Below are 18,678 nucleotides of genomic sequence, written 5' to 3' on the forward strand. Positions count from 1 at the left end.
GCACTCCTCGGTCCGAGGTTCCGACGGAGCACAAACTGGCAACAGGGGGTGATCGGTCTCGTGGCAGGTCCGGAAGCAGGCGTGCAGGTCGCACGCGCCCAAGCCCTCGCGGTGCTGCGCATCCGCAGCGCCGCGCTGGCCGTCGCCCTGCTGCCGGCGGCAGCCGCCACCGTGCTGGCTGCAGGCATCGCCATGGGCCGCATCCCGGGCGGCGGGGCCTGGTCCACCGCCCGCTGGGCGGTCCTCGGCGCCGCGGTCCTCGCCCTGGCCCTGACGGCGGCCGTCGCCGCCGTGGTCGCCCGGGCCAGGCCCGCCCTGAGCCCCACGGTCCCCATCCCCGAGGAGAAGGCGCCCGACCTCTACCGGCTGGTCCGTGATCTCGCCGAGCGCCTGGAGGTCCCGGTCCCGTCGGCCATGGCCCTCACCCCCGACTGCGACAGCTGGCTGGAGGACCGCACCCACCCCGCGCACTGCGCGGCGAACGGCCCGCCGCGCGCCCGCCGCGCCCTGTTCCGTCCGGGGCGGCGCTCCACGGCCGCGCCGGTGCTGGTGATCGGCTCGCCGTTCCTGTGGTGGATGCGCGTCGCCGAGCTGCGGGCCCTGCTGGCTCCGGTCGTCGCGGGCACGGGCCCCGCGGCCCACCCCGACATAGCCGCCGCCCGCCGCTTCGTCCGCGGGCTGGACGCCGCCGTGGCGGTCGCGGCGGGCCGGCCCGCCCTGGCGTTCATCGGCGGTACGGCCCGGCTGCTGCTGCGCTCCTGCCGGGCGCACGCGGCCGAGATGGAGCGGGGGGTCGCGGCGGCCGCCTCGGAGCGCGCCCAGAGCGTGGACTACGGCCTGAGGATCGTCGCCCAGGAGCAGGTGGGCCTGGCCTACGCCGGCTGGGACCGGCTGCTGAACAGGGTCGCGCTGCCGGCCTGGCGGATGGGCCGCTGGCCCTCCCGGCTCGACGCCGGCGTCGTCTCCGCGCTCACCGAGCTCTCCCGCCGCGACCGCCTCGCGGAAGGCTTCGCCTCCCGCCTGGGCGAGCGCCCGGCCTGCGATCTGCTGGAGGAGCCGGGCGCGATCGACGAGGCCGCCTCCCTGCTGGCGGCACGGCTCTTCCACGGCGGCCCGGCCGAGTCCGGCCCCGACTGGTCGCCGGTGGCCTGGAGCCGGTATCCGGAGGAGGTCGTGGACCGCAAGTGGCGGCTGGAGGCCGCCCGCCTCCACCGCGTCCTCGACGTCCTGGACGCCGTGCCGGCCCTCACCCCCGTCCCCGCTCCCCCGGCCGGCATGGCCGCCGCACCCACCGTGGCCCGGGTGCTGGAGCGGCTGGCCGGCCCCGCGGCCGACGGCGTCGCGGAGGAGCTGGGGGCCCGGCTCGGCGCCGAGGTGGCCCGGGAGGCCGCCCAGGAGGAGCTCGCGGCGAAGCAGAGCGCCTACGGCACGGCGGCCGACCCCTGGGTGGACGGCCTCGCGCCCCTCTTCCCGCTGCAGCCGCCCCGCAGCGGCCGCGAGCTGCTCGCCGACCACGTCACGGCCATGGTCTGCTGCGCCGCCGTGGACACCGCCGGCGCCGCCCCGGGCCTGGACTGGCTGGACGGCCCGGCCCTGCTGGTCGGCGGCGCCCGCCGCCCCGGCCTGGCCCCCACGGTCCTCAGCCTGATCGAGGACGGGGACGACGCGCCGCTGCGCGCCTGGCTCGGCGAGGTCGGGGTCCGCCCCGAGAAGCCCGTCCGCCTGGTGTGAGCCCCGTGACGTTCGGTGATCCTGCGCCCTGTCACTTACCGGGGAATTTCGCGACGAGCAGTGACGAGACGGGCGCTTTATGTGATGTGCTGGGGGCTGCTGTGCGCCAGTGACCGCAGTGAGCCACGCCCGGACAGACGGAAATCGGCAGGCGTCGGGGGACGTAGGGGAGGGAGCACGCATGGGGATGGATCAGATCCGCCGCTGGGAGTCGGGGGCACTCGCACACGCCGTGTCCGACCCCTTCGGCCAGGGCCCGCTGCCCTGGCTGCGCGGCAGCGAGCACTATTTCGACGACACGGGCCAGATCATCCCCTGGTACGTGCACCCCGTCCCGGAGCGGGGCGGCGGCGGGGGCGGCTCGGGCGGGAAGAGATCCGGCGGGGCCCGTATCCCCGCCCCCCGCAGCGGCGGCCCGCGCACCGCCGACGACGTCCACCTCCAGATCAAGGGCTTCGCCTCCAACAGCGCGGTCGCCCCCGGCGAGGCCATAGATTTCCGCATCACCGTGGACCCGCCGCAGCAGTTCGGCGTGGACGTCTACCGCATCGGCCACTACGCGGGCGACGGCGCCGCGAAGATCACCACCAGCCCGCGGCTGTCCGGCATCGTCCAGCCCGCGCCGCTCACCGTCGACCGCACGGTCTCCTGCCACCACTGGTGGCTCTCCTGGCGCCTGCAGATTCCCAGCTACTGGAGCCTGGGCGCCTACGTGGCCGTCCTGACCACCGCCGACGGCTACCGCAGCCACATCCCCTTCCTCGTCCGCGACACCCACCCGGCGGACCTCCTCCTCGTCCTGCCCGACATCACCTGGCAGGCCTACAACCTCTACCCCGAGGACGGCCGCACGGGCGCGAGCCTCTACCACGCCTGGGACGAGCACGGCCGGCTGCTGGGCGAGGAGGGCGCGGCGACCACCGTCTCCTTCGACCGCCCCTTCGCGGGCGCGGGCCTCCCGCTGCACGTCGGCCACGCCTACGACTTCATCCGCTGGGCCGAGCGCTACGGCTACGACCTCGCCTACGCCGACACCCGCGATCTCCACGCGGGCCGCGTCGACCCCTCCCGCTACCGCGGCCTGGTCTTCCCCGGCCACGACGAGTACTGGTCCCCGGCCATGCGCCGCTCCGCCGAGCTGGCCCGCGACTCCGGCACGTCCCTGGTCTTCCTCTCCGCCAACACCATGTACTGGCAGGTGGAGCTCGCCCCCTCGCCGGCCGGCCCCGACCACCTCATGACCTGCCGAAAACACCGCGGCCCCGGCCGTTCCGCGCTCTGGCGCGACGTCACGCCCGCCGAGCAGCAGCTGCTGGGCATCCAGTACGCGGGCCGGGTCCCCGAGCCCGCCCCCATGGTCGTCCGCAACGCCGACCACTGGCTGTGGGACGCCACCGGCGCCGGCGAGGGCGACGAGCTGCCCGGCCTCGTCGCCGGCGAGGCCGACCGCTACTACCCCCGAACGGCCCTGCCCGAGCACACCCGCCGCATCCTGCTGGCCCACTCCCCGTACCTGGACGGCGAGGGCAACAAGCGCCACCAGGAGACGTCCCTCTACCGCGCTCCGAGCGGCGCCCTGGTCTTCGCGGCGGGCACCTTCGCCTGGTCGCCCGCCCTGGACCGGCCGGGCCACACCGACGCCCGCATCCAGCGGGCCACGGCCAACCTCCTCGACCGGATCTGCAAGCGCTGCTGACCCTCACCGGGGCGCGCGCACGGACGTACGGCAGAATCATGGTGCTTGGACAAACCACCAGGAGGACGCGTGTCCGGATTCGTAGAGAAGCCCGAGCCGATCGAGGTGCCCGGGCTGGTGCATCTGCACACCGGCAAGGTTCGCGACCTCTACCGTGACCCGGACGGCAACCTGGTCATGGTCGCCACCGACCGCATGTCGGCCTACGACTGGGTGCTGCCCACCCCGATCCCCGACAAGGGGCGGATCCTCACCCAGCTGTCCCTGTGGTGGTTCGACCGGCTCACCGACCTGGTCCCGAACCACGTCATCTCCACGGACGTGCCCGTCGGCGCCCCCGCCGACTGGGAGGGCCGCACGATGATCTGCCGCGCGCTCGACATGGTGCCGGTGGAGTGCGTGGCCCGCGGCTACCTGACCGGCTCCGGCCTCGCCGAGTACCGGCAGACGCGTACCGTGTGCGGGCTCGCCCTCCCCGAGGGCCTCACCGACGGCTCCGAGCTGCCCTCCCCGATCTTCACCCCCGCCACGAAGGCCGCGGTCGGCGAGCACGACGAGAACGTCTCGTACGAGGAAGTGGCCCGGCAGGTGGGCGCGGAGACCGCCGCCCTGCTCCGGCAGACGACCCTCGCCGTCTACGGCCGGGCCCGTGACATCGCCCGCGACCGGGGCATCATCCTCGCCGACACCAAGTTCGAGTTCGGTTACGCGGGCGACGAGCTCGTCCTCGCGGACGAGGTGCTCACCCCGGACTCCTCCCGCTTCTGGCCGGCCGAGGCGTGGCAGCCGGGGCGGCCGCAGCCGTCCTTCGACAAGCAGTACGTCCGCGACTGGCTCACGTCCCCGGCCTCCGGCTGGGACCGCGACGGCGAGCTGCCCCCGCCGGAGCTCCCGCAGGACGTCGCGGAGCGCACCAGCGCGAAGTACGTGGAGGCCTACGAACGCCTCACCGGCACGAAGTGGGTGTGACGGCCCCGGGGGGGGGACTGACGGCCCGGGGGGACTGACGGCCCCGGGCCGCCGGGACGGCACCTCGGGGGAGACGGCCCCGGCACCGCCGGACGCCCCGGCGGGGCCTGATCGCCATTGCGGCGGAGTGCATGTGCCCGGCGGACCCGGCCTCGGTCGGAGGGGCGGACCGCGGTGCCGAACCGCCGGGAGCCCTCGCCGGGGCAGCCGGGCAGCGCCCGGCACATTCCTCCGCCGCAACGGCGACCGGCCACAGACGGCGCAGCCGGCGGTGCCGATCTAAGAGCCCTCTAAGAGAGCCCTGCCAAGCTGGGGGCACCCCCACGGGCACCCCCGGCCGCGGGGGCACCCCACCCGTGCCGACCCCGCCGGAGGCGCCATGGCCGAGACGGCCGTTCTCGTCGTCGACGACGACCCCGACGTACGGGCAGCCGTAGTCGACGCCCTGAGCATGGAGGGCTACGAAGTGCGCTCCGCGGCCGACGGCCTGGAAGCGCTCTCCTCCGTCGCCGCCGCGCCGCCCGGCGCCATCGTCCTCGACCTGGCCATGCCGGTCCTCGACGGCCTCGCGGTCTGCCGCCGCCTGCGCGCCCTGGGCGACCGCACCCCCGTCCTCGTGCTCACCGCCCGCGACGCCGTCTCCGACCGTGTCGCGGGCCTGGACGCGGGGGCGGACGACTACCTCGTCAAACCCTTCGCCCTGGACGAGCTCCTGGCCCGCCTCCGGGCCCTCCTGCGGCGCGCGGCCCCCACGGAGCAGGCCGAGCAGAGCGACGGCGACGTGCTGTCCTTCGCCGACCTCACCGTCGACCCGGCCACCCGCACCGGCGACCGCAACGGCGTCCCCCTCGAATTCACCCGCACCGAATTCGCCCTGCTCGACGTGCTGCTGCGGCACCCGGGCCAGGTGCTGCCCCGCGAGGTGATCCAGGAGCGCGTCTGGGGCACGGACTTCGGCCCGGACTCGAACTCCCTCGCCGTCTACATCGGTTACCTGCGGCGCAAGCTGGAGGCGGGCGGCGCCCCCCGGCTCGTCCACACCGTGCACGGCATCGGCTACCGGCTGGCGGAGCAGTGAGGGCCCTGAGCCTGCGCAGGCGCCTCCTGGGCCGCAGGCCCCTGCGTGCCCGGCTGGCCCTCGTGACGTCCGTGGCCGTGGCCCTCGTCGCTCTCGGCGTCCTGGCCGCCGCCTACGTCGTGATCCGCTACGAACTGGTCCGCCAGCTCGATCTGCAGCTCAAGCAGCAGGCCACCCTCATCGCCCAGCAGAGCCGCACCGAGCCCGCCGGCGTCCTGTACGGCGAGTGCACCTGGCTCGCCGCACCTGCCTGCGCGCAGACCGTCCGCGCGGATCCGGCCGCCCCGCGCCAGGACGGCCTCGTGCTGCCCGTGACGGGGGCCACCCGCCGCGTCGCGGCAGGCACCCTCGGCGAGCACTACAGCAACATCACGCTCGACGGCCACGCCATGCGGATGCTCACCACCCCCGTCAAGGACGACCGCGCCCTGCAGGTCGCCGTCCGCTCCGACACCGTCGACAAGGGCGTGCGGCAGGCGGGCCTGCTCCTGGCGGCCGTCGGCGGCGGCGGTGTCCTCCTCGCCGCGGGCCTCGGCTACTTCGCCTCCCGCACGTCCCTGCGCCCCGTGACCCGGCTCACGGCGACCGCCGAGCACATCGCCGCCACCCGCGACCCGGCCCACCGCATCGAGCTCGCCCCCTACGAGGCCCGCCGCGACGACGAGATCACCAGCCTCGCCACGAGCTTCAACACCATGCTCGGCGAACTGGAGGAGGCCGTCGCCGCCCAGCGCCGCCTCGTCGCCGACGCCTCCCACGAACTGCGCACCCCGCTGACCGCGCTGCGCACCAACGCCGAGCTCCTCGCCCGCGCCGAACGGCTCACCCCGGCCCAGCGCGAGCGGGCCGCCGGCGCACTGGGCCGCCAGCTCCGCGAGGTCACCGGCCTGGTCAACGACCTCATCGAGCTGGCCCGCGACGAGGAGCCGCAGCAGTTCGTCGAGGAAGTCCGCCTGGACCGGCTGGCGGAGCGCTGCACGGCCGACGCCCGCGGACACTGGCCGGGCACGGTCTTCACCGCGGACCTGGCGGGCCCGGAGGGCGTGACCGCCCCCGGCGTCCCCGCCCGCCTCGCCCGGCTGCTGTCCAACCTGCTCGACAACGCCGCCAAGTTCAGCCCGCCCGGCGGCCGGGTCGAGGTGCGCCTGGCCCGTACGGGCGCCGGACTCGACCTCACGGTGCGCGACCACGGCCCGGGGATCGCCGCCGAGGACCTGCCCTACGTCTTCGACCGCTTCTACCGCTCGCGCCAGGCCCGCGCCCTGCCCGGCTCCGGACTGGGCCTGGCCATGGCCCGCCAGATCGCCCGCGCCCACGGCGCCGAGCTGACCGCCGAGCAGGCCCCGTCGGGCGGCGCCCTCTTCCGGCTGCGCTTCCCGCTGCCCGGGCCTCCGCCCGGAGAGCCGCCGGCCCGGACGCCCGCCCGGTGAAACGCCGAAGGCCCCGGTCATGATGACCAGGGCCTTCGTACTGGAGCGGACGACGAGACTCGAACTCGCGACATCCACCTTGGCAAGGTGGTGCTCTACCAACTGAGCTACGTCCGCCTGCCCCGCGCGTTCCCGTGCGGTGCGAGAACCACTATAGCCAACCCTGAGCGCGTGCGATGCGCGCGGCCGCGTGACGGTTCTCCGCGCCCAGCTTCGCGACCGCCGCCGAGAGGTAATTGCGGACCGTCCCGGGCGTCAGCGAAGCCCGCTGGGCGATCTCCGCGATGGGCGCCCCGCCCTCCGCCAGTTCGAGCAGCTCGGCCTCCCTGCCGGTCAGCGGGGAGTCGCCCGCGCTGATCGCGTCGGCAGCCAACTCGGGGTCCACATAACGGCTTCCGCCGTGCACCGTCCGGATGATCTCGGCGAGCTTCTGCGCCGAGACGGTCTTCGGCACGAACCCCCGCACACCCACTTCCAGCGCCCGCTTCAGATGTCCGGGGCGGCCGTGACCGGTCACGATCATGGTCCGGCAGGCGGGCAGTTCGGCCCGCAGGGATGTGGCGACCGCCACACCGTCGGCCCCCGGCATCTGCAGGTCGAGCACCGCGACGTCCGGCCGGTGCGCCCGGGCCATCGCGAGCGCCTCCGGACCCGATGCGGCCTCCGCGACGACCCGGAGATCCTCTTCCAGGCCCAGGAGCGCGGCCACCGCACCACGGATCAAATGCTCGTCATCCGCGAGCATGACCCTGATCGGCGTGATGTTGACGCTCATGCCGTCCCCCCGTTCACCGGAACCTCATCCTGAACCCTTCCCGGAGCCCCGGCCGGATTCCCGGCCCGGGCCCGGTCCGGGACCGCTGCGTCCTCCGCATCCCCCACCCCGGACAGCGGCACCCGCGCCGTCAGCCGGAACGTCGCATTGGCCGCGTGCTCGTACGTGAGCGTGCCGCCCAGCACCATGAGCCGCTCCCGCAGGCCCGCCAGCCCGGAGCCGTTCCCGGACCCGGGATCGCCGTCCGGCTCCCGCACCCCGTTGTTCTCCATGATCAGGACGGCTTCCGTGTCCGCGACGACCCGCAGCCGCACGGCACACCGCCGGGCGTCCGAGTGACGCAGCACATTGGTGGTGCCCTCCCGGACCACCCAGGCCAGGACCGACTGCACCGGCGGAGGCAGGGTCTTGCCCGCCGTGTCGTCGATGCGGCAGTCGATGTCGGCCGCGGAGAGCACGCCACGCGCACCCACCAGCTCGGTGTGCAGATCGGCCTCGCGGTAGCCCCGCACGACCTCGCGGACCTCGCGCTGGGATTCCTGGGCGATGCGCTGGACCTCGGTCATCTGGGTCAGGGCGGCGTCCGAGCCCCGGCGAGCCAACTGGCAGGCGAGCTCGCTCTTGAGCGCGATCACCGCGAGGTTCCTGCCCAGGACGTCGTGGAGATCCCGGCCGAAGCGCAGCCGCTCCTCCGCCACCGCCAGGCGTGCCTGCGCTTCCCGCGCGTTCTCCAGCTCCCACATGACGTGCAGCATCCAGCCCGACAGCCGCACGACGTACAGGCAGCACAGGGTGACGCCGAGCACCGTCCCGCTCAGTGAGGCCGCGGCCTGCCAGCCGGCGCCGAGCGCCAGGACGCCGAGGCCCAGCACCAGCGCTATGGAGACGCACGCGATCACGAACCTGCGGACCTTGCGGACCAGCAGGGTGAACGGGCCGAAGAGCGACAGACTGCCGTTCCACAGGAACAGGCCGATCGTGGAGGAGTACTCGTTGCCGTAGACGCCGAACGAGATCACCATGCAGGCGATCGCCACGACGAACAGCAGCCCTTGCGCGGCCAGCAGCCACCAGGGGGCGGGCTTCTTCCACAGATAGTGGTCGAAGGAGCGGCGGAATATGGAGATGCCCAGGAGGCCCTGGAGGGTGAAGATCCCGCCCAGGGCCAGGATCCACGGCCGGGTGAGACCGGAATCCGAGAACACACCGGCCGTGCCGCTCGCAGGGAGGAAGACGGGTATTGCGTAGAGCGTCCACCGCATATAGCTGTCGACCTTGGCGACCCTGCTACGGCCCCGCCACTCCTTCACCCGCGTCCACAGGCCCATGAGCCTCACGCCCCCCTTTGCCGTTCCGCGGTCAGCGCCGCGGCTCCCAGCGGAACCACCGCCGGGTGCTGTACCCGGCGATTATCGTCCAGGCGATGCCCGTGATGATCGCTCCCACGGCGTCGTGGGCGTCCATCCCGCCCAGCCAGCCGCCGCGCACCAGCTGGACCACCGGGGTCAGCGGCAGCAGCTCGCAGATGCTCGCCATGGTGTCCGGCATGACCTCCAGCGGCACCATGAGCCCCGAGCCCATCACGGAGATCAGCATCAGCGGGGACGTCACCAGCTGGGCGCTCTCCACCGTCTTGGCCCAGGCCGTGGTCACCGCGGCCAGGGCTATGGACATCGCCAGGCCGAGCAGGAGCCCGGCCGCCATCAGATCGGGGCGCTCGACCGCCCGCAGATCCAGCCAGAACACGCCCGCGACGACCAGCAGCAGGCACTGCGCCAGCGCCACGGCCACGGACGGGAGCGCGGTGCCGGTGAGTATCTCCGCATCTCCGGTCTCGCCGGTGCGGAGCCGCTTGAGGACGAGCTCCTCGCGGCGCGTCACATAGGCGCTGACCAGGTTCTGGTAGACGGCGAACAGCAGGATGTAGCCGAAGGCTCCCGTCAGGGCGACCTCGTTGACGGACATCCCGGCCTTGCCGAGATCGAACTCGCCGATCGCGCGCCGCATCACCCACACCATGAGCACCGGCATGAGCAGGGACACATAGAGCGCCATCTTGTTCCGCCCGAGCAGGATGAGCTCGGCGCGGCCCAGCGACAGCATCCGCGGTACCGACGTCGACATCGCCATCACGCTTTCCTCCCTGCAACGGAATCCACACCGAGACCGGCACCACCGGCTGCCACGGGCTCACCCGTGCCCGCGCCGGCTATCGCCAGGAACGCCTCCTCCAGCGAGGCGGCCCGTGCGTCGAGCCCTTCGAGCTCCACGCCCTTGTCCCGGGCCCAGAGAAGCAGACCCGTCAGCGTCCGCTGCAGCTCCTGGGTCTGCAGCTCTATGCGCCCGCGGTCCTCCTCGTGCCGTATGACGCCCAGTTCGGCCAGCGGCGGCATGTCGCCCACGAACCAGCCCACGGGCATCGCGAAACGGATCCGCGCGGGATAGGAGCCGATCACGGCCTCCGGGGTCCCGGAGGTGACGATCCGGCCTTCGCGCATGATCGCCAGGCGGTCGGCGAGGGCTTCGGCCTCCTCCAGATAGTGCGTGGTGAGCAGCACGGTCGTGCCTTCGCCGCGCAGCCGGCGCACCAGCTCCCAGGTGTTGTGCCGGGCCTCGGGGTCCAGACCGGTCGTCGGCTCGTCGAGGAAGAGGACCTCGGGGCGGCCGAGGAGGGCGAGCGCGAGATCGAGGCGGCGCCGCTCCCCGCCGGAGAGCTGCTTGATGCGGACGTCCCGGCGACCGACGAGGTCGACGAGCTCCAGGGCCTCCGTCACGGGACGGGCTCCGGTGGTGCAGCCGGCCCACATCCGGACCGTCTCGGCGACGGTCAGGTCGGAGGGGAAGCCGCCTTCCTGGAGCATGACCCCGATCCGCGGGCGCACGGCGCGGCGCTCCGCATAGGGATCGTGGCCGAGCACGCGCACCTTGCCCGCGGTCGGCTTCGCGAGGCCCTCCAGCAGCTCGACCGTGGAGGTCTTGCCCGCACCGTTCGTGCCCAGCAGGGCGAACAACTCGCCGTGCCCCACGGTGAACGAGACGTCCCGCACCGCTTCGAAGCCCTTGTCCCCGGCCGGGCCGTAGCGGCGGCGCAGCCCCGAGACGTCGATCACACTGTCCCCGATATCCATGATCCAAGCCTCCCGCCGGATCCGGTCCGGGAGCAGTGCGGCCTGTCATGGCTTCGGATGACGAATGTCATCAGCGCCGCCGGGAGGGGAAGGCGGCCGCCGCGCGCCGGAAGCCGTGCGCCGGAACACGACGAAGGCCCCGGTCGTGATGACCGGGGCCTTCGTTCACTGAGCGGACGACGAGACTCGAACTCGCGACATCCACCTTGGCAAGGTGGTGCTCTACCAACTGAGCTACGTCCGCATGCCTCCGACCGGCTCTCACCGGGCGGCGCGAGACATCACTCTACCTGATCCACCGGAGTGGTCGGTAACGTGATGAGAGCGGGTGACAGGAATCGCACACTGCGCCTCCCTCTTGGAAAGAGGGCGCTCTACTACTGAGCTACACCCGCATGGATCGCCGGTCCGGCCCACGGATGTGGACCGGTAAGCGATCAGAGCGGGTGACAGGAATCGCACACTGCGCCTCCCCCTTGGAAAGGGGGCGCTCTACTACTGAGCTACACCCGCATGATCCGTCCCGCCGGGCCACACACGTGTGGCCGGAGGACGTTCAGAGCGGGTGACAGGAATCGCACACTGCGCCTCCCTCTTGGAAAGAGGGCGCTCTACTACTGAGCTACACCCGCGTGACCTGGGGGTTCGTCCGGTTTCCCGGCCGCGCCCCTCGGCGTGATCCAGACTCTAGCTGATCATCCGGGGTGCTTGGCAAATCGGCTCAGTCGGCGGAGTTGAAGGCCTCGTACACGCGCTTGGGGATCCGGCCGCGCGGCGGGACGTCCATGCCGTTCGAGCGCGCCCACGCGCGGACCGCCGCCGGGTCGGGGGCGACGGAGGTGCGGCGGTAGACCTTGCCGGAGCGGGACTGCTTGCGGCCGGCCTCCAGGTAAGGCGTGAGGATCGCCCGCAGTTTCTTCGCATTGGCAGTGTTGAGGTCGATCTCGTACGACTTGCCGTCGAGGCCGAAGGTAACCGTCTCCGCGGCTTCCCCGCCGTCGATGTCGTCGGAGAGTGTGACCACTACGCGCTGTGCCACGAATATCGGTCCTTTCAGCGGGCACCGCCGCGTTGAACTGCGGAGATGCACAGGTTCCGGATGTTCCGGATCCGTTCCGGGTCAATGGTTATTCATTTGTACAACAAAGGGCATTGCAAAGTGAAGCCCAGTTAATTCGGTCCGAGTGCCCCTTCGCAATCAGGACCGTACGTTTTTCCCGGGATTTTTCCAGGGCGTCCCGGGTGTCGATGCGTAAACGTGACAGGACGCCCACCATATCTATGCGCGTAGATTTTTGGGGACTGTACTCTGGCCGTACCGCTTCAGCTCACGCACCACACACCGGGAGTGCCAGTGGCACGCGTCGTAGTCGACGTCATGCTCAAGCCGGAGATCCTCGACCCGCAGGGCCAGGCGGTGCAGCGCGCGCTGCCTCGCCTGGGTTACGAGGGGATCGCCGACGTCCGTCAGGGCAAGCGCTTTGAACTCGAGGTGGAGGGTCCGGTCGACGACGCCGCCCTCGCCCGAATCCACGAGATGGCGGAAACGTTTCTCGCCAACACCGTGATCGAGAACTTCACCGTGCGGGTCGACTCGTGACCGCACGCGTAGGAGTCGTCACCTTCCCCGGCACCCTCGACGACCGCGACACCCAGCGCGCCGTCCGGATCGCCGGCCTCGAGCCCGTGCCGCTCTGGCACCGCGACAAGGACCTCAAGCAGGTGGACGCCGTGGTCCTGCCCGGCGGTTTCTCCTACGGCGACTATCTGCGGGCGGGGGCCATCTCCCGCTTCTCGCCGGTCATGGAAACCGTCATCGAGCAGGCCAAGGGCGGCATGCCTGTCCTCGGTATCTGCAACGGCTTCCAGGTCCTCACCGAGAGCCACCTGCTGCCCGGCGCGATGCTGCGCAACAACCACCTGCACTTCATCTGCCGCGAGCAGAAGCTGCGGGTGGAGAACGCGAACACGGCCTGGACGTCCGACTACGAGGCGGGCCAGGAGATCTCCATCCCGCTGAAGAACATCGACGGCCGCTACGTCGCCGACGAGCACACCCTCGACGAGCTCGAGGCGGAGGGCCGCGTCGCCTTCCGTTACCTCGACGGGAACCCCAACGGCTCGCTGCGCGACATCGCCGGCATCACCAACGAGGCGGGCAACGTCGTCGGCCTCATGCCGCACCCCGAGCACGCCGTCGAACCGCTGGTCGGCACCGGCCGCACCGACGGCCTCGGATTCTTCACCTCGATCCTGAGGAAGCTGGTCAACGCCTCATGACCCTCGACACCGTCAAGCACGCCGACGAGACGCCCGACGTCGAGCAGCCCTGGGCCGAGCTGGGCCTGAAGCAGGACGAGTACGAGCGCATCCGTACGATCCTGGGCCGCCGTCCCACCGGCGCCGAGCTCGCCATGTACTCCGTGATGTGGTCCGAGCACTGCTCCTACAAGAGCAGCAAGGTGCACCTGCGCCAGTTCGGCGAGAAGGCCCCCGAGAACGACGCCCTGCTGGTCGGCATCGGTGAGAACGCCGGTGTCGTCGACGTCGGCCAGGGCTACGCGGTCACCTTCAAGGTCGAGTCGCACAACCACCCGTCGTACATCGAGCCCTACCAGGGCGCGGCCACCGGCGTGGGCGGCATCGTCCGCGACATCCTCGCGATGGGCGCCCGCCCGGTCGCCGTCATGGACCCGCTGCGCTTCGGCGCCGCCGACCACCCCGACACCAAGCGCGTCCTGCCGGGCGTCGTCGCGGGCATCGGCGGCTACGGCAACTGCCTGGGCCTGCCCAACATCGGCGGCGAGGTCGTCTTCGACGCCTGCTACCAGGGCAACCCGCTCGTCAACGCCCTGTGCGTCGGCGTGATGAAGCACGAGGACATCCACCTCGCCAAGGCCTCCGGCGCCGGCAACAAGGTCATCCTCTACGGCGCCCGCACCGGCGGCGACGGCATCGGCGGCGTCTCCGTCCTGGCCTCCGAGACGTTCGACGACTCGAAGCCGGCGAAGCGCCCCGCCGTCCAGGTCGGCGACCCCTTCCAGGAGAAGCTCCTCATCGAGTGCACCCTGGAGATCTTCCGCGAGGACCTGGTCGACGGCATCCAGGACCTCGGCGGCGCCGGCCTGTCCTGCGCCACCAGCGAGCTGGCCAGCGCCGGCTCCGGCGGCATGCGCGTCGAGCTGGACCGCGTGCCCCTGCGCGACGCGACGCTCTCGCCCGAGGAGATCCTCATGAGCGAGTCGCAGGAGCGCATGTGCGCGATCGTCGAGCCGGGCAAGGTCGACCGCTTCCTGGAGATCTGCGAGAAGTGGGACGTCATCGCCACCGTCATCGGTGAGGTGACCGACGGCGAGCGGCTGGAGATCTTCTGGCACGGCGAGCAGATCGTGGACGTGCCGCCGCGCACCGTCGCCCACGAGGGCCCGGTCTACGAGCGCCCGTACGCCCGCCCGGACTGGCAGGACGCCCTCCAGGCCGACGACGCCGGCAAGCTGGCCCGCCCGGAGAGCGCCGAGGAGCTGCGCGAGCAGGTCCTGAAGGTGATCTCCTCGCCGAACCAGGCGTCCAAGGCGTGGATCACCGACCAGTACGACCGGTTCGTGCAGGGCAACACCGTCCTCGCGCAGCCGGAGGACTCCGGCATGGTCCGCGTGGACGAGGACACCGACCTCGGTGTCGCCGTCGCCACGGACGGCAACGGCCGCTACGCCAAGCTCGACCCGTACGCGGGTGCGCAGCTGGCGCTCGCGGAGTCCTACCGCAACGTGGCCGCCTCCGGCGCCCGCCCGCTGGCCATCTCCAACTGCCTGAACTTCGGCTCCCCCGAGGACCCGGCGGTCATGTGGCAGTTCGCGGAGGCCACGCGCGGTCTGGCCGACGGCTGCCTGGAGCTGGGCACCCCGGTCACCGGCGGCAACGTCTCGCTCTACAACCAGACCGGTGAGACCGCCATCCACCCGACCCCCGTGGTCGCGGTGCTCGGCGTCATCGACGACGTCAACCGCCGTACGCCGATGGCCTTCTCGGACGAGGGCCACCTGCTCTACCTGCTGGGTGACACCAAGGAAGAGCTGGGCGGTTCGGCCTGGTCCCAGGTCGTCCACGACCACCTCGGCGGGCTGCCGCCCGCCGTGGACCTGGGCCGGGAGAAGCTCCTGGCGGAGATCCTCATCTCGGCCTCCCGCGACGGCATGGTCGACGCGGCGCACGACCTGTCGGACGGCGGTCTGATCCAGGCCCTCGCCGAGTCGTGCCTGCGCGGCGGCAAGGGCGCCCGGATCGTCGTCCCCGACGGCGTGGACCCCTTCGTCTTCCTCTTCTCCGAGTCCGCCGGCCGTGCCGTCGTCGCGGTCCCGCGCAGCGAGGAGCTCCGCTTCACCGACATGTGTGGCGCGCGGGGCCTTCCCGCGGCCCGCATCGGCGTCGTCGACGGCGAAGAGATCGACATCCAGGGCCAGTTCAGCATTCCGCTGGCCGAGCTGCGCGAGGCCCACGAGGCCACGATCCCCGCGCTGCTCGCATAACCCACCGCGCCTGTCCCCGGCGGCCCGGCCGCCGGGGACAGGCGCGCCGGGGCCGGGTCGCCGGGGAAGGCGGCCGGGCAACGGGCGCCGCGCGGAACTCCGGTCACCGGACCCGCAGGCGCACCGCCAGCAGCAGGGCCACCGCCATCGCTCCGGCCGCACACAGGAACACCGTGTCGACGGAGGAAGTGAAGGCCCGTATCGCCTGGGCGTGGGCCTCGCCGCCGAGCGAGGCCATGCGGCCGGCCGAGCCGCCGGGGCCCTTCGCCTCGTACACCCGGGCCAGCACTGTGCCGAACAGGGAGGCGCCCAGCGCGCCGCCCAGGGCCTGGAAAAAGCGGATTGCCGTGGTGGCCACGCCCAGTTGGCCGGCGGGTGCGTGTTCCTGCGTGAGCTGGATCAGCTGGCCGAGCAGCTGGCCGAACCCCACGCCGAGGAGCAGCAGCGCCGTGCCGACGACCCACAGGCCGGTGTCGGTTCCCAGCGTCGCGAGCAGCCCCATCGCCGCGGCCGAGACGGCCGTTCCGGTGACCACGAACGTCTTCTGCGGCCGGCCATGGGCCGCCAGTTTTGCGGTGACGATGCCCGTGGCGGAGATTCCTGCGGCCATGGGGAGCAGGAACAGGCTCGCGTCCGTGGCGGCGATGCCGCGCACGAGCTGCAGGTAGACGATCACGTAGACGAGCGACCCCATCAGGGCCATCCCGGTGAGCGCCTGCAGCGCGAACGAGGTGCGCAGCACAGGGATCTTGAACAGTGACAGGGGCAGCACGGGCTCGGCCGCTGTGGCCTGCCGCCGGAGGAACAGGCCGAGCAGCAGCACGCTCGCCCCGATCAGCCCGAGGACGGTGGGGGAGCCCCACGCGTACTCCTTGCCGCCCCACTCGGTGACCAGCAGCAGGGCCGTGGAGAAGGCCGCCGCGAGGCCGGCGCCGAGGAAGTCGATCCGGTGGCGCGAGGCGTGGTGGGGCAGCTTGAGGACTGCGGTCGCGGCGGCGATCACGGCGATGCCGATGGGCAGGTTCACGTAGAACACCCAGCGCCAGTCGGCGTGATCGGCGAGGACGCCGCCCAGCACGGGCCCGAGCGCCATGCCCGCGCCCGCCACGATGCCGCCTGTCCCGGCGCCGCTCCCCTTGCCGCGGCCGCCGGGACCGCCGGGACCGCCGGCGCTCCCATCCGCGGCCTCGCCCGCCTTGAGCTGGGCGATCACGACCATGGTGACGCTCATCAGCCCTCCGCCGCCGATGCCTTGGACGGCGCGGAAGGCGATGAGCTGCTCCATGGACTGCGCGGCGCCGCACAGCACCGAGCCCGCGAGGAAGGCGGCGACGGCGCCCAGGAACACCCGGCGTGCGCCGTGGGTGTCGCACAGCTTGCCGTAGAGGGGCAGGACGGCCGTCGAGGCGAGGGCGAAGGCGCTGATCAGCCATGGGACCCGGTCGATGCCGTGTGCGGGGTCGAGGTCGCGCACGATCGGGACCGTGACGGCCGAGACGATGTTCTGGTCGAGCACGGCCAGGAGCATCGTGGCCATGCAGACGACGAAGGCGACCTTCCGCTGCCCCGCCGTCATGCGAGGCCCGGCTGCCTGACCGCCCGGCGCCGGGGCGCCCGCAGCCCCCGCCGCATCCCCTCCCGCAGGCCCTTGCTCCGGGGCCAACCGCCCCGTCGCCGTGGATGAATGCACCCTTCTTCCCCCTCCGGAGCCGGTCGTGGAACGCCGACGGAAGCGGCGCGCCCTCACCATGCCCCGGAAGTGTGTACCGAGTCAATTCTTCTATCGGGTAAGTTTGTCGGCCTGGTCAAAGTTTCATCCTGGTACAGTCGGGGCATGACCGAAGGCCTGAGCCTGCGCGAGCGCAAGAAGATCCAGACCCGGCGCACGCTGTGGAAGACCGCCGCCAAGCTGTTCCTGGAGCGCGGTTACGACCAGGTGTCGGTCGCCGAGGTCGCCCTGGCCGCCGAAGTCTCGAAGATGACGGTCTTCAACTACATGTCCTCCAAGGAGGATCTGGTCCTCGGCCCCATGCAGGAGCACATCGGCGACGCCGCCCGCGCCGTGCGCGACAGGCACCCCGGCGAGTCCGCCGTCGCCGCCTTCCGCAGGGACTTCATGGCCGCGCTCCAGGCCCACGAAGCGTCCGTCGGCATGAGCGACGACCCCTACGTGCTGCAGGTGCGCCGGCTGATCCAGGAGACCCCGGCCCTTCTCGTGCGTGCCCACGAGTACGCCCGCCGCGCCCAGACGCTCCTGGCCGAGGAGCTGGCCGCCGCCGAGGAGGGGCCCGACGCCGAGCTCGCTCCCGTGGTCGCGGCCCAGCTGATGAGCGTCCGCTACGCCGTCCACGAGTACAACCACCGGCGCCTGTTCGCGGGCGAGTCGGCGGACGAGGTCCTGCCCGGCGCCGTCGCCCTGGCGGAGCGGGCATTCGCCCTGGTCGAGCACGGGCTCGGGGACTTCGGATCGCTCCCGGCCGGCGCCGGAGAGGCGCACACCGGCACGGCGCGGACCGGGAAGACCGGCGCCGAATAGGGTCGGAGCCATGCCTCCCGCCCAGCGCAAGCCCCGCCCCCGCAGCTACGACCCCGCCAAGGTGCGCGCCGCCGTCACGGCGCAGCTCGCCCACGTACGGGAGACGGCCGCGGGCCTGGACGAGGCGCAACTGGCCCTGCCGACGCGGCTGGGGGAGTGCACGGTCCGCGAGCTGATCGCCCACATCGCCCTGGGCGTGGGCCTCGTGGCCCGGCTGATCGAGGAACCCGCCCCGCCCGCACGGGAGATCACCGCCGTGGAGTGGGTGATCACGGCAGCCCGCGCCGAGGCCGGCGCAGGCGCTGCGGACACCGCCCCGATCCCCCTCCTGGACGACGTGGCGGACCGTTTCGCCGCCCTGGCCGCCACGCCCCCGGACCGCCTCCTGGCCGCCCCCTCCGGCGCCGTCCGCCTGGACGACTTCCTGGTCACCCGCTGCGTGGAGCTGGCCGTCCACACGGACGATCTCGCCGCGGCGCTCGGGACCGGGATCCCTTACGACCGCCAGGCTTTGGCCAACGCCACCCGCCTGCTCGCCGACGCCCTCGCGACCAAGGCCCCGGGCGGCTCCGTGGAGGTCCGCATCCCGCCCTTCGCGGTCGTCCAGTGCGTGGCGGGACCCCGGCACACCCGCGGCACCCCGCCCAACGTGGTCGAGACCGATCCGCTCACCTGGCTGCGCCTGGCCACCGGCCGTACGGACTGGGCGACCGCCCTGGACGCCGCGGTGGTCAGCGCGAGCGGCGAACGCGCGGACATCTCCGCGCAACTCCCTTTGGTGGAATGAACAAAAGACCCCCGAAAGGTGA

At 72.4% G+C, this 18,678-nt stretch carries 16 protein-coding genes and 5 tRNA genes; 10 read left to right on the forward strand and 11 right to left on the reverse strand.

Annotated elements, in window-relative coordinates:
• The first annotated feature begins 48 nt into the window (after positions 1-48).
• The 5 genes from ACFPP6_RS23180 to ACFPP6_RS23200 all read left to right on the forward strand — a co-directional run bounded on the left by ACFPP6_RS23180 (position 49) and on the right by ACFPP6_RS23200 (position 6,904).
• Positions 49-1,731: a hypothetical protein gene (locus ACFPP6_RS23180; RefSeq protein ID WP_382045543.1), complete on the forward strand. Its 1,683-nt coding sequence runs from the start codon at positions 49-51 to the stop codon at positions 1,729-1,731.
• Between the two features lie 181 nt (positions 1,732-1,912).
• A complete protein-coding gene (locus ACFPP6_RS23185) occupies positions 1,913-3,427 on the forward strand; it encodes a N,N-dimethylformamidase beta subunit family domain-containing protein (RefSeq protein ID WP_382045546.1) in 1,515 nt (504 codons plus the stop codon).
• Positions 3,428-3,496: 69 nt separating this feature from the next.
• Complete coding sequence (locus ACFPP6_RS23190) at positions 3,497-4,396, forward strand: phosphoribosylaminoimidazolesuccinocarboxamide synthase (protein WP_382045549.1); 900 nt, start codon at positions 3,497-3,499, stop codon at positions 4,394-4,396.
• Positions 4,397-4,775: 379 nt separating this feature from the next.
• The gene (locus tag ACFPP6_RS23195; RefSeq protein WP_382045551.1) at positions 4,776-5,474 is read left to right on the forward strand and encodes a response regulator transcription factor; all 699 of its coding nucleotides are present in this window, start codon (positions 4,776-4,778) and stop codon (positions 5,472-5,474) included.
• A gap of 5 nt (positions 5,475-5,479) precedes the next feature.
• A complete protein-coding gene (locus ACFPP6_RS23200) occupies positions 5,480-6,904 on the forward strand; it encodes a HAMP domain-containing sensor histidine kinase (protein WP_382045676.1) in 1,425 nt (474 codons plus the stop codon).
• Between the two features lie 41 nt (positions 6,905-6,945).
• Here the strand turns inward: ACFPP6_RS23200 and ACFPP6_RS23205 are convergent.
• From ACFPP6_RS23205 to ACFPP6_RS23250, 10 genes are all read right to left on the reverse strand, one after another.
• Positions 6,946-7,021 (reverse strand) — tRNA-Gly (locus tag ACFPP6_RS23205).
• 34 nt (positions 7,022-7,055) lie between these two features.
• Entirely contained in the window at positions 7,056-7,679 is a 624-nt protein-coding gene (locus ACFPP6_RS23210; RefSeq protein WP_382045554.1) for a response regulator transcription factor, read from the reverse strand.
• Positions 7,676-9,007: a sensor histidine kinase gene (locus ACFPP6_RS23215; RefSeq protein ID WP_382045557.1), complete on the reverse strand. Its 1,332-nt coding sequence runs from the start codon at positions 9,005-9,007 to the stop codon at positions 7,676-7,678. The genes ACFPP6_RS23210 and ACFPP6_RS23215 overlap by 4 nt, the downstream gene beginning before the upstream one ends.
• Before the next feature lie 31 nt (positions 9,008-9,038).
• Complete coding sequence (locus ACFPP6_RS23220; RefSeq protein WP_382045560.1) at positions 9,039-9,809, reverse strand: ABC transporter permease; 771 nt, start codon at positions 9,807-9,809, stop codon at positions 9,039-9,041.
• Complete coding sequence (locus tag ACFPP6_RS23225) at positions 9,809-10,807, reverse strand: ABC transporter ATP-binding protein (RefSeq protein WP_382045561.1); 999 nt, start codon at positions 10,805-10,807, stop codon at positions 9,809-9,811. The genes ACFPP6_RS23220 and ACFPP6_RS23225 overlap by 1 nt, the downstream gene beginning before the upstream one ends.
• A gap of 171 nt (positions 10,808-10,978) precedes the next feature.
• A tRNA-Gly gene (locus ACFPP6_RS23230) sits at positions 10,979-11,051 on the reverse strand.
• A gap of 79 nt (positions 11,052-11,130) precedes the next feature.
• Positions 11,131-11,202, reverse strand: a tRNA-Gly gene (locus tag ACFPP6_RS23235).
• A 46-nt stretch (positions 11,203-11,248) separates the two neighbouring features.
• Positions 11,249-11,320: transfer RNA gene (locus ACFPP6_RS23240), tRNA-Gly, on the reverse strand.
• A 47-nt stretch (positions 11,321-11,367) separates the two neighbouring features.
• Positions 11,368-11,439 (reverse strand) — tRNA-Gly (locus tag ACFPP6_RS23245).
• Positions 11,440-11,528: 89 nt separating this feature from the next.
• Positions 11,529-11,846, reverse strand: coding sequence for a histone-like nucleoid-structuring protein Lsr2 (locus tag ACFPP6_RS23250; RefSeq protein WP_058047532.1), 318 nt, complete (start codon positions 11,844-11,846; stop codon positions 11,529-11,531).
• Positions 11,847-12,161: 315 nt separating this feature from the next.
• On the opposite strand from ACFPP6_RS23250, the gene purS reads away from it, so the two are divergent.
• The 3 genes from purS to purL are packed head-to-tail and all read left to right on the forward strand — an operon-like array spanning position 12,162 to position 15,333.
• Positions 12,162-12,407, forward strand: coding sequence for a phosphoribosylformylglycinamidine synthase subunit PurS (purS, locus tag ACFPP6_RS23255; protein ID WP_058047533.1), 246 nt, complete (start codon positions 12,162-12,164; stop codon positions 12,405-12,407).
• The gene (gene purQ, locus ACFPP6_RS23260; protein WP_382045564.1) at positions 12,404-13,087 is read left to right on the forward strand and encodes a phosphoribosylformylglycinamidine synthase subunit PurQ; all 684 of its coding nucleotides are present in this window, start codon (positions 12,404-12,406) and stop codon (positions 13,085-13,087) included. The genes purS and purQ overlap by 4 nt, the downstream gene beginning before the upstream one ends.
• Positions 13,084-15,333, forward strand: a complete 2,250-nt coding sequence (purL, locus tag ACFPP6_RS23265) for a phosphoribosylformylglycinamidine synthase subunit PurL (protein WP_382045566.1) — start codon at positions 13,084-13,086, stop codon at positions 15,331-15,333. Before purQ ends, purL begins: the two co-directional genes overlap by 4 nt.
• A 103-nt stretch (positions 15,334-15,436) precedes the next feature.
• Here purL and ACFPP6_RS23270 read toward each other — a convergent pair whose 3' ends face one another.
• On the reverse strand, positions 15,437-16,909 hold the full coding sequence (locus ACFPP6_RS23270) for an MFS transporter (RefSeq protein WP_382045569.1): 1,473 nt from the start codon (positions 16,907-16,909) through the stop codon (positions 15,437-15,439).
• A 258-nt stretch (positions 16,910-17,167) separates the two neighbouring features.
• Between ACFPP6_RS23270 and ACFPP6_RS23275 the strand changes: the two genes are divergently transcribed.
• Both ACFPP6_RS23275 and ACFPP6_RS23280 read left to right on the forward strand, forming a co-directional pair.
• Positions 17,168-17,869: a TetR/AcrR family transcriptional regulator gene (locus tag ACFPP6_RS23275; RefSeq protein ID WP_382045572.1), complete on the forward strand. Its 702-nt coding sequence runs from the start codon at positions 17,168-17,170 to the stop codon at positions 17,867-17,869.
• 10 nt (positions 17,870-17,879) lie between these two features.
• Positions 17,880-18,656: a maleylpyruvate isomerase family mycothiol-dependent enzyme gene (locus tag ACFPP6_RS23280; protein WP_382045575.1), complete on the forward strand. Its 777-nt coding sequence runs from the start codon at positions 17,880-17,882 to the stop codon at positions 18,654-18,656.
• Positions 18,657-18,678: the final 22 nt, after the last annotated feature.

Origin of the sequence: Streptomyces aureoversilis (genome assembly GCF_042657885.1) — a bacterium.
GTDB lineage: Bacteria > Actinomycetota > Actinomycetes > Streptomycetales > Streptomycetaceae > Streptomyces > Streptomyces aureoversilis.

What these genes read in the sequence shown, in the direction of transcription:
- ACFPP6_RS23280 (WP_382045575.1), top strand. Translation starts at nt 17,880, where the DNA reads ATGCCTCCCGCCCAGCGCAAGCCCCGCCCCCGCAGCTACGACCCCGCC.
- ACFPP6_RS23225 (WP_382045561.1), bottom strand. Translation starts at nt 10,807, where the DNA reads ATGGATATCGGGGACAGTGTGATCGACGTCTCGGGGCTGCGCCGCCGC.
- ACFPP6_RS23275 (WP_382045572.1), top strand. Translation starts at nt 17,168, where the DNA reads ATGACCGAAGGCCTGAGCCTGCGCGAGCGCAAGAAGATCCAGACCCGG.
- ACFPP6_RS23210 (WP_382045554.1), bottom strand. Translation starts at nt 7,679, where the DNA reads ATGAGCGTCAACATCACGCCGATCAGGGTCATGCTCGCGGATGACGAG.
- ACFPP6_RS23185 (WP_382045546.1), top strand. Translation starts at nt 1,913, where the DNA reads ATGGGGATGGATCAGATCCGCCGCTGGGAGTCGGGGGCACTCGCACAC.
- purL (WP_382045566.1), top strand. Translation starts at nt 13,084, where the DNA reads ATGACCCTCGACACCGTCAAGCACGCCGACGAGACGCCCGACGTCGAG.
- ACFPP6_RS23215 (WP_382045557.1), bottom strand. Translation starts at nt 9,007, where the DNA reads ATGGGCCTGTGGACGCGGGTGAAGGAGTGGCGGGGCCGTAGCAGGGTC.
- ACFPP6_RS23270 (WP_382045569.1), bottom strand. Translation starts at nt 16,909, where the DNA reads ATGACGGCGGGGCAGCGGAAGGTCGCCTTCGTCGTCTGCATGGCCACG.
- ACFPP6_RS23195 (WP_382045551.1), top strand. Translation starts at nt 4,776, where the DNA reads ATGGCCGAGACGGCCGTTCTCGTCGTCGACGACGACCCCGACGTACGG.
- ACFPP6_RS23220 (WP_382045560.1), bottom strand. Translation starts at nt 9,809, where the DNA reads ATGGCGATGTCGACGTCGGTACCGCGGATGCTGTCGCTGGGCCGCGCC.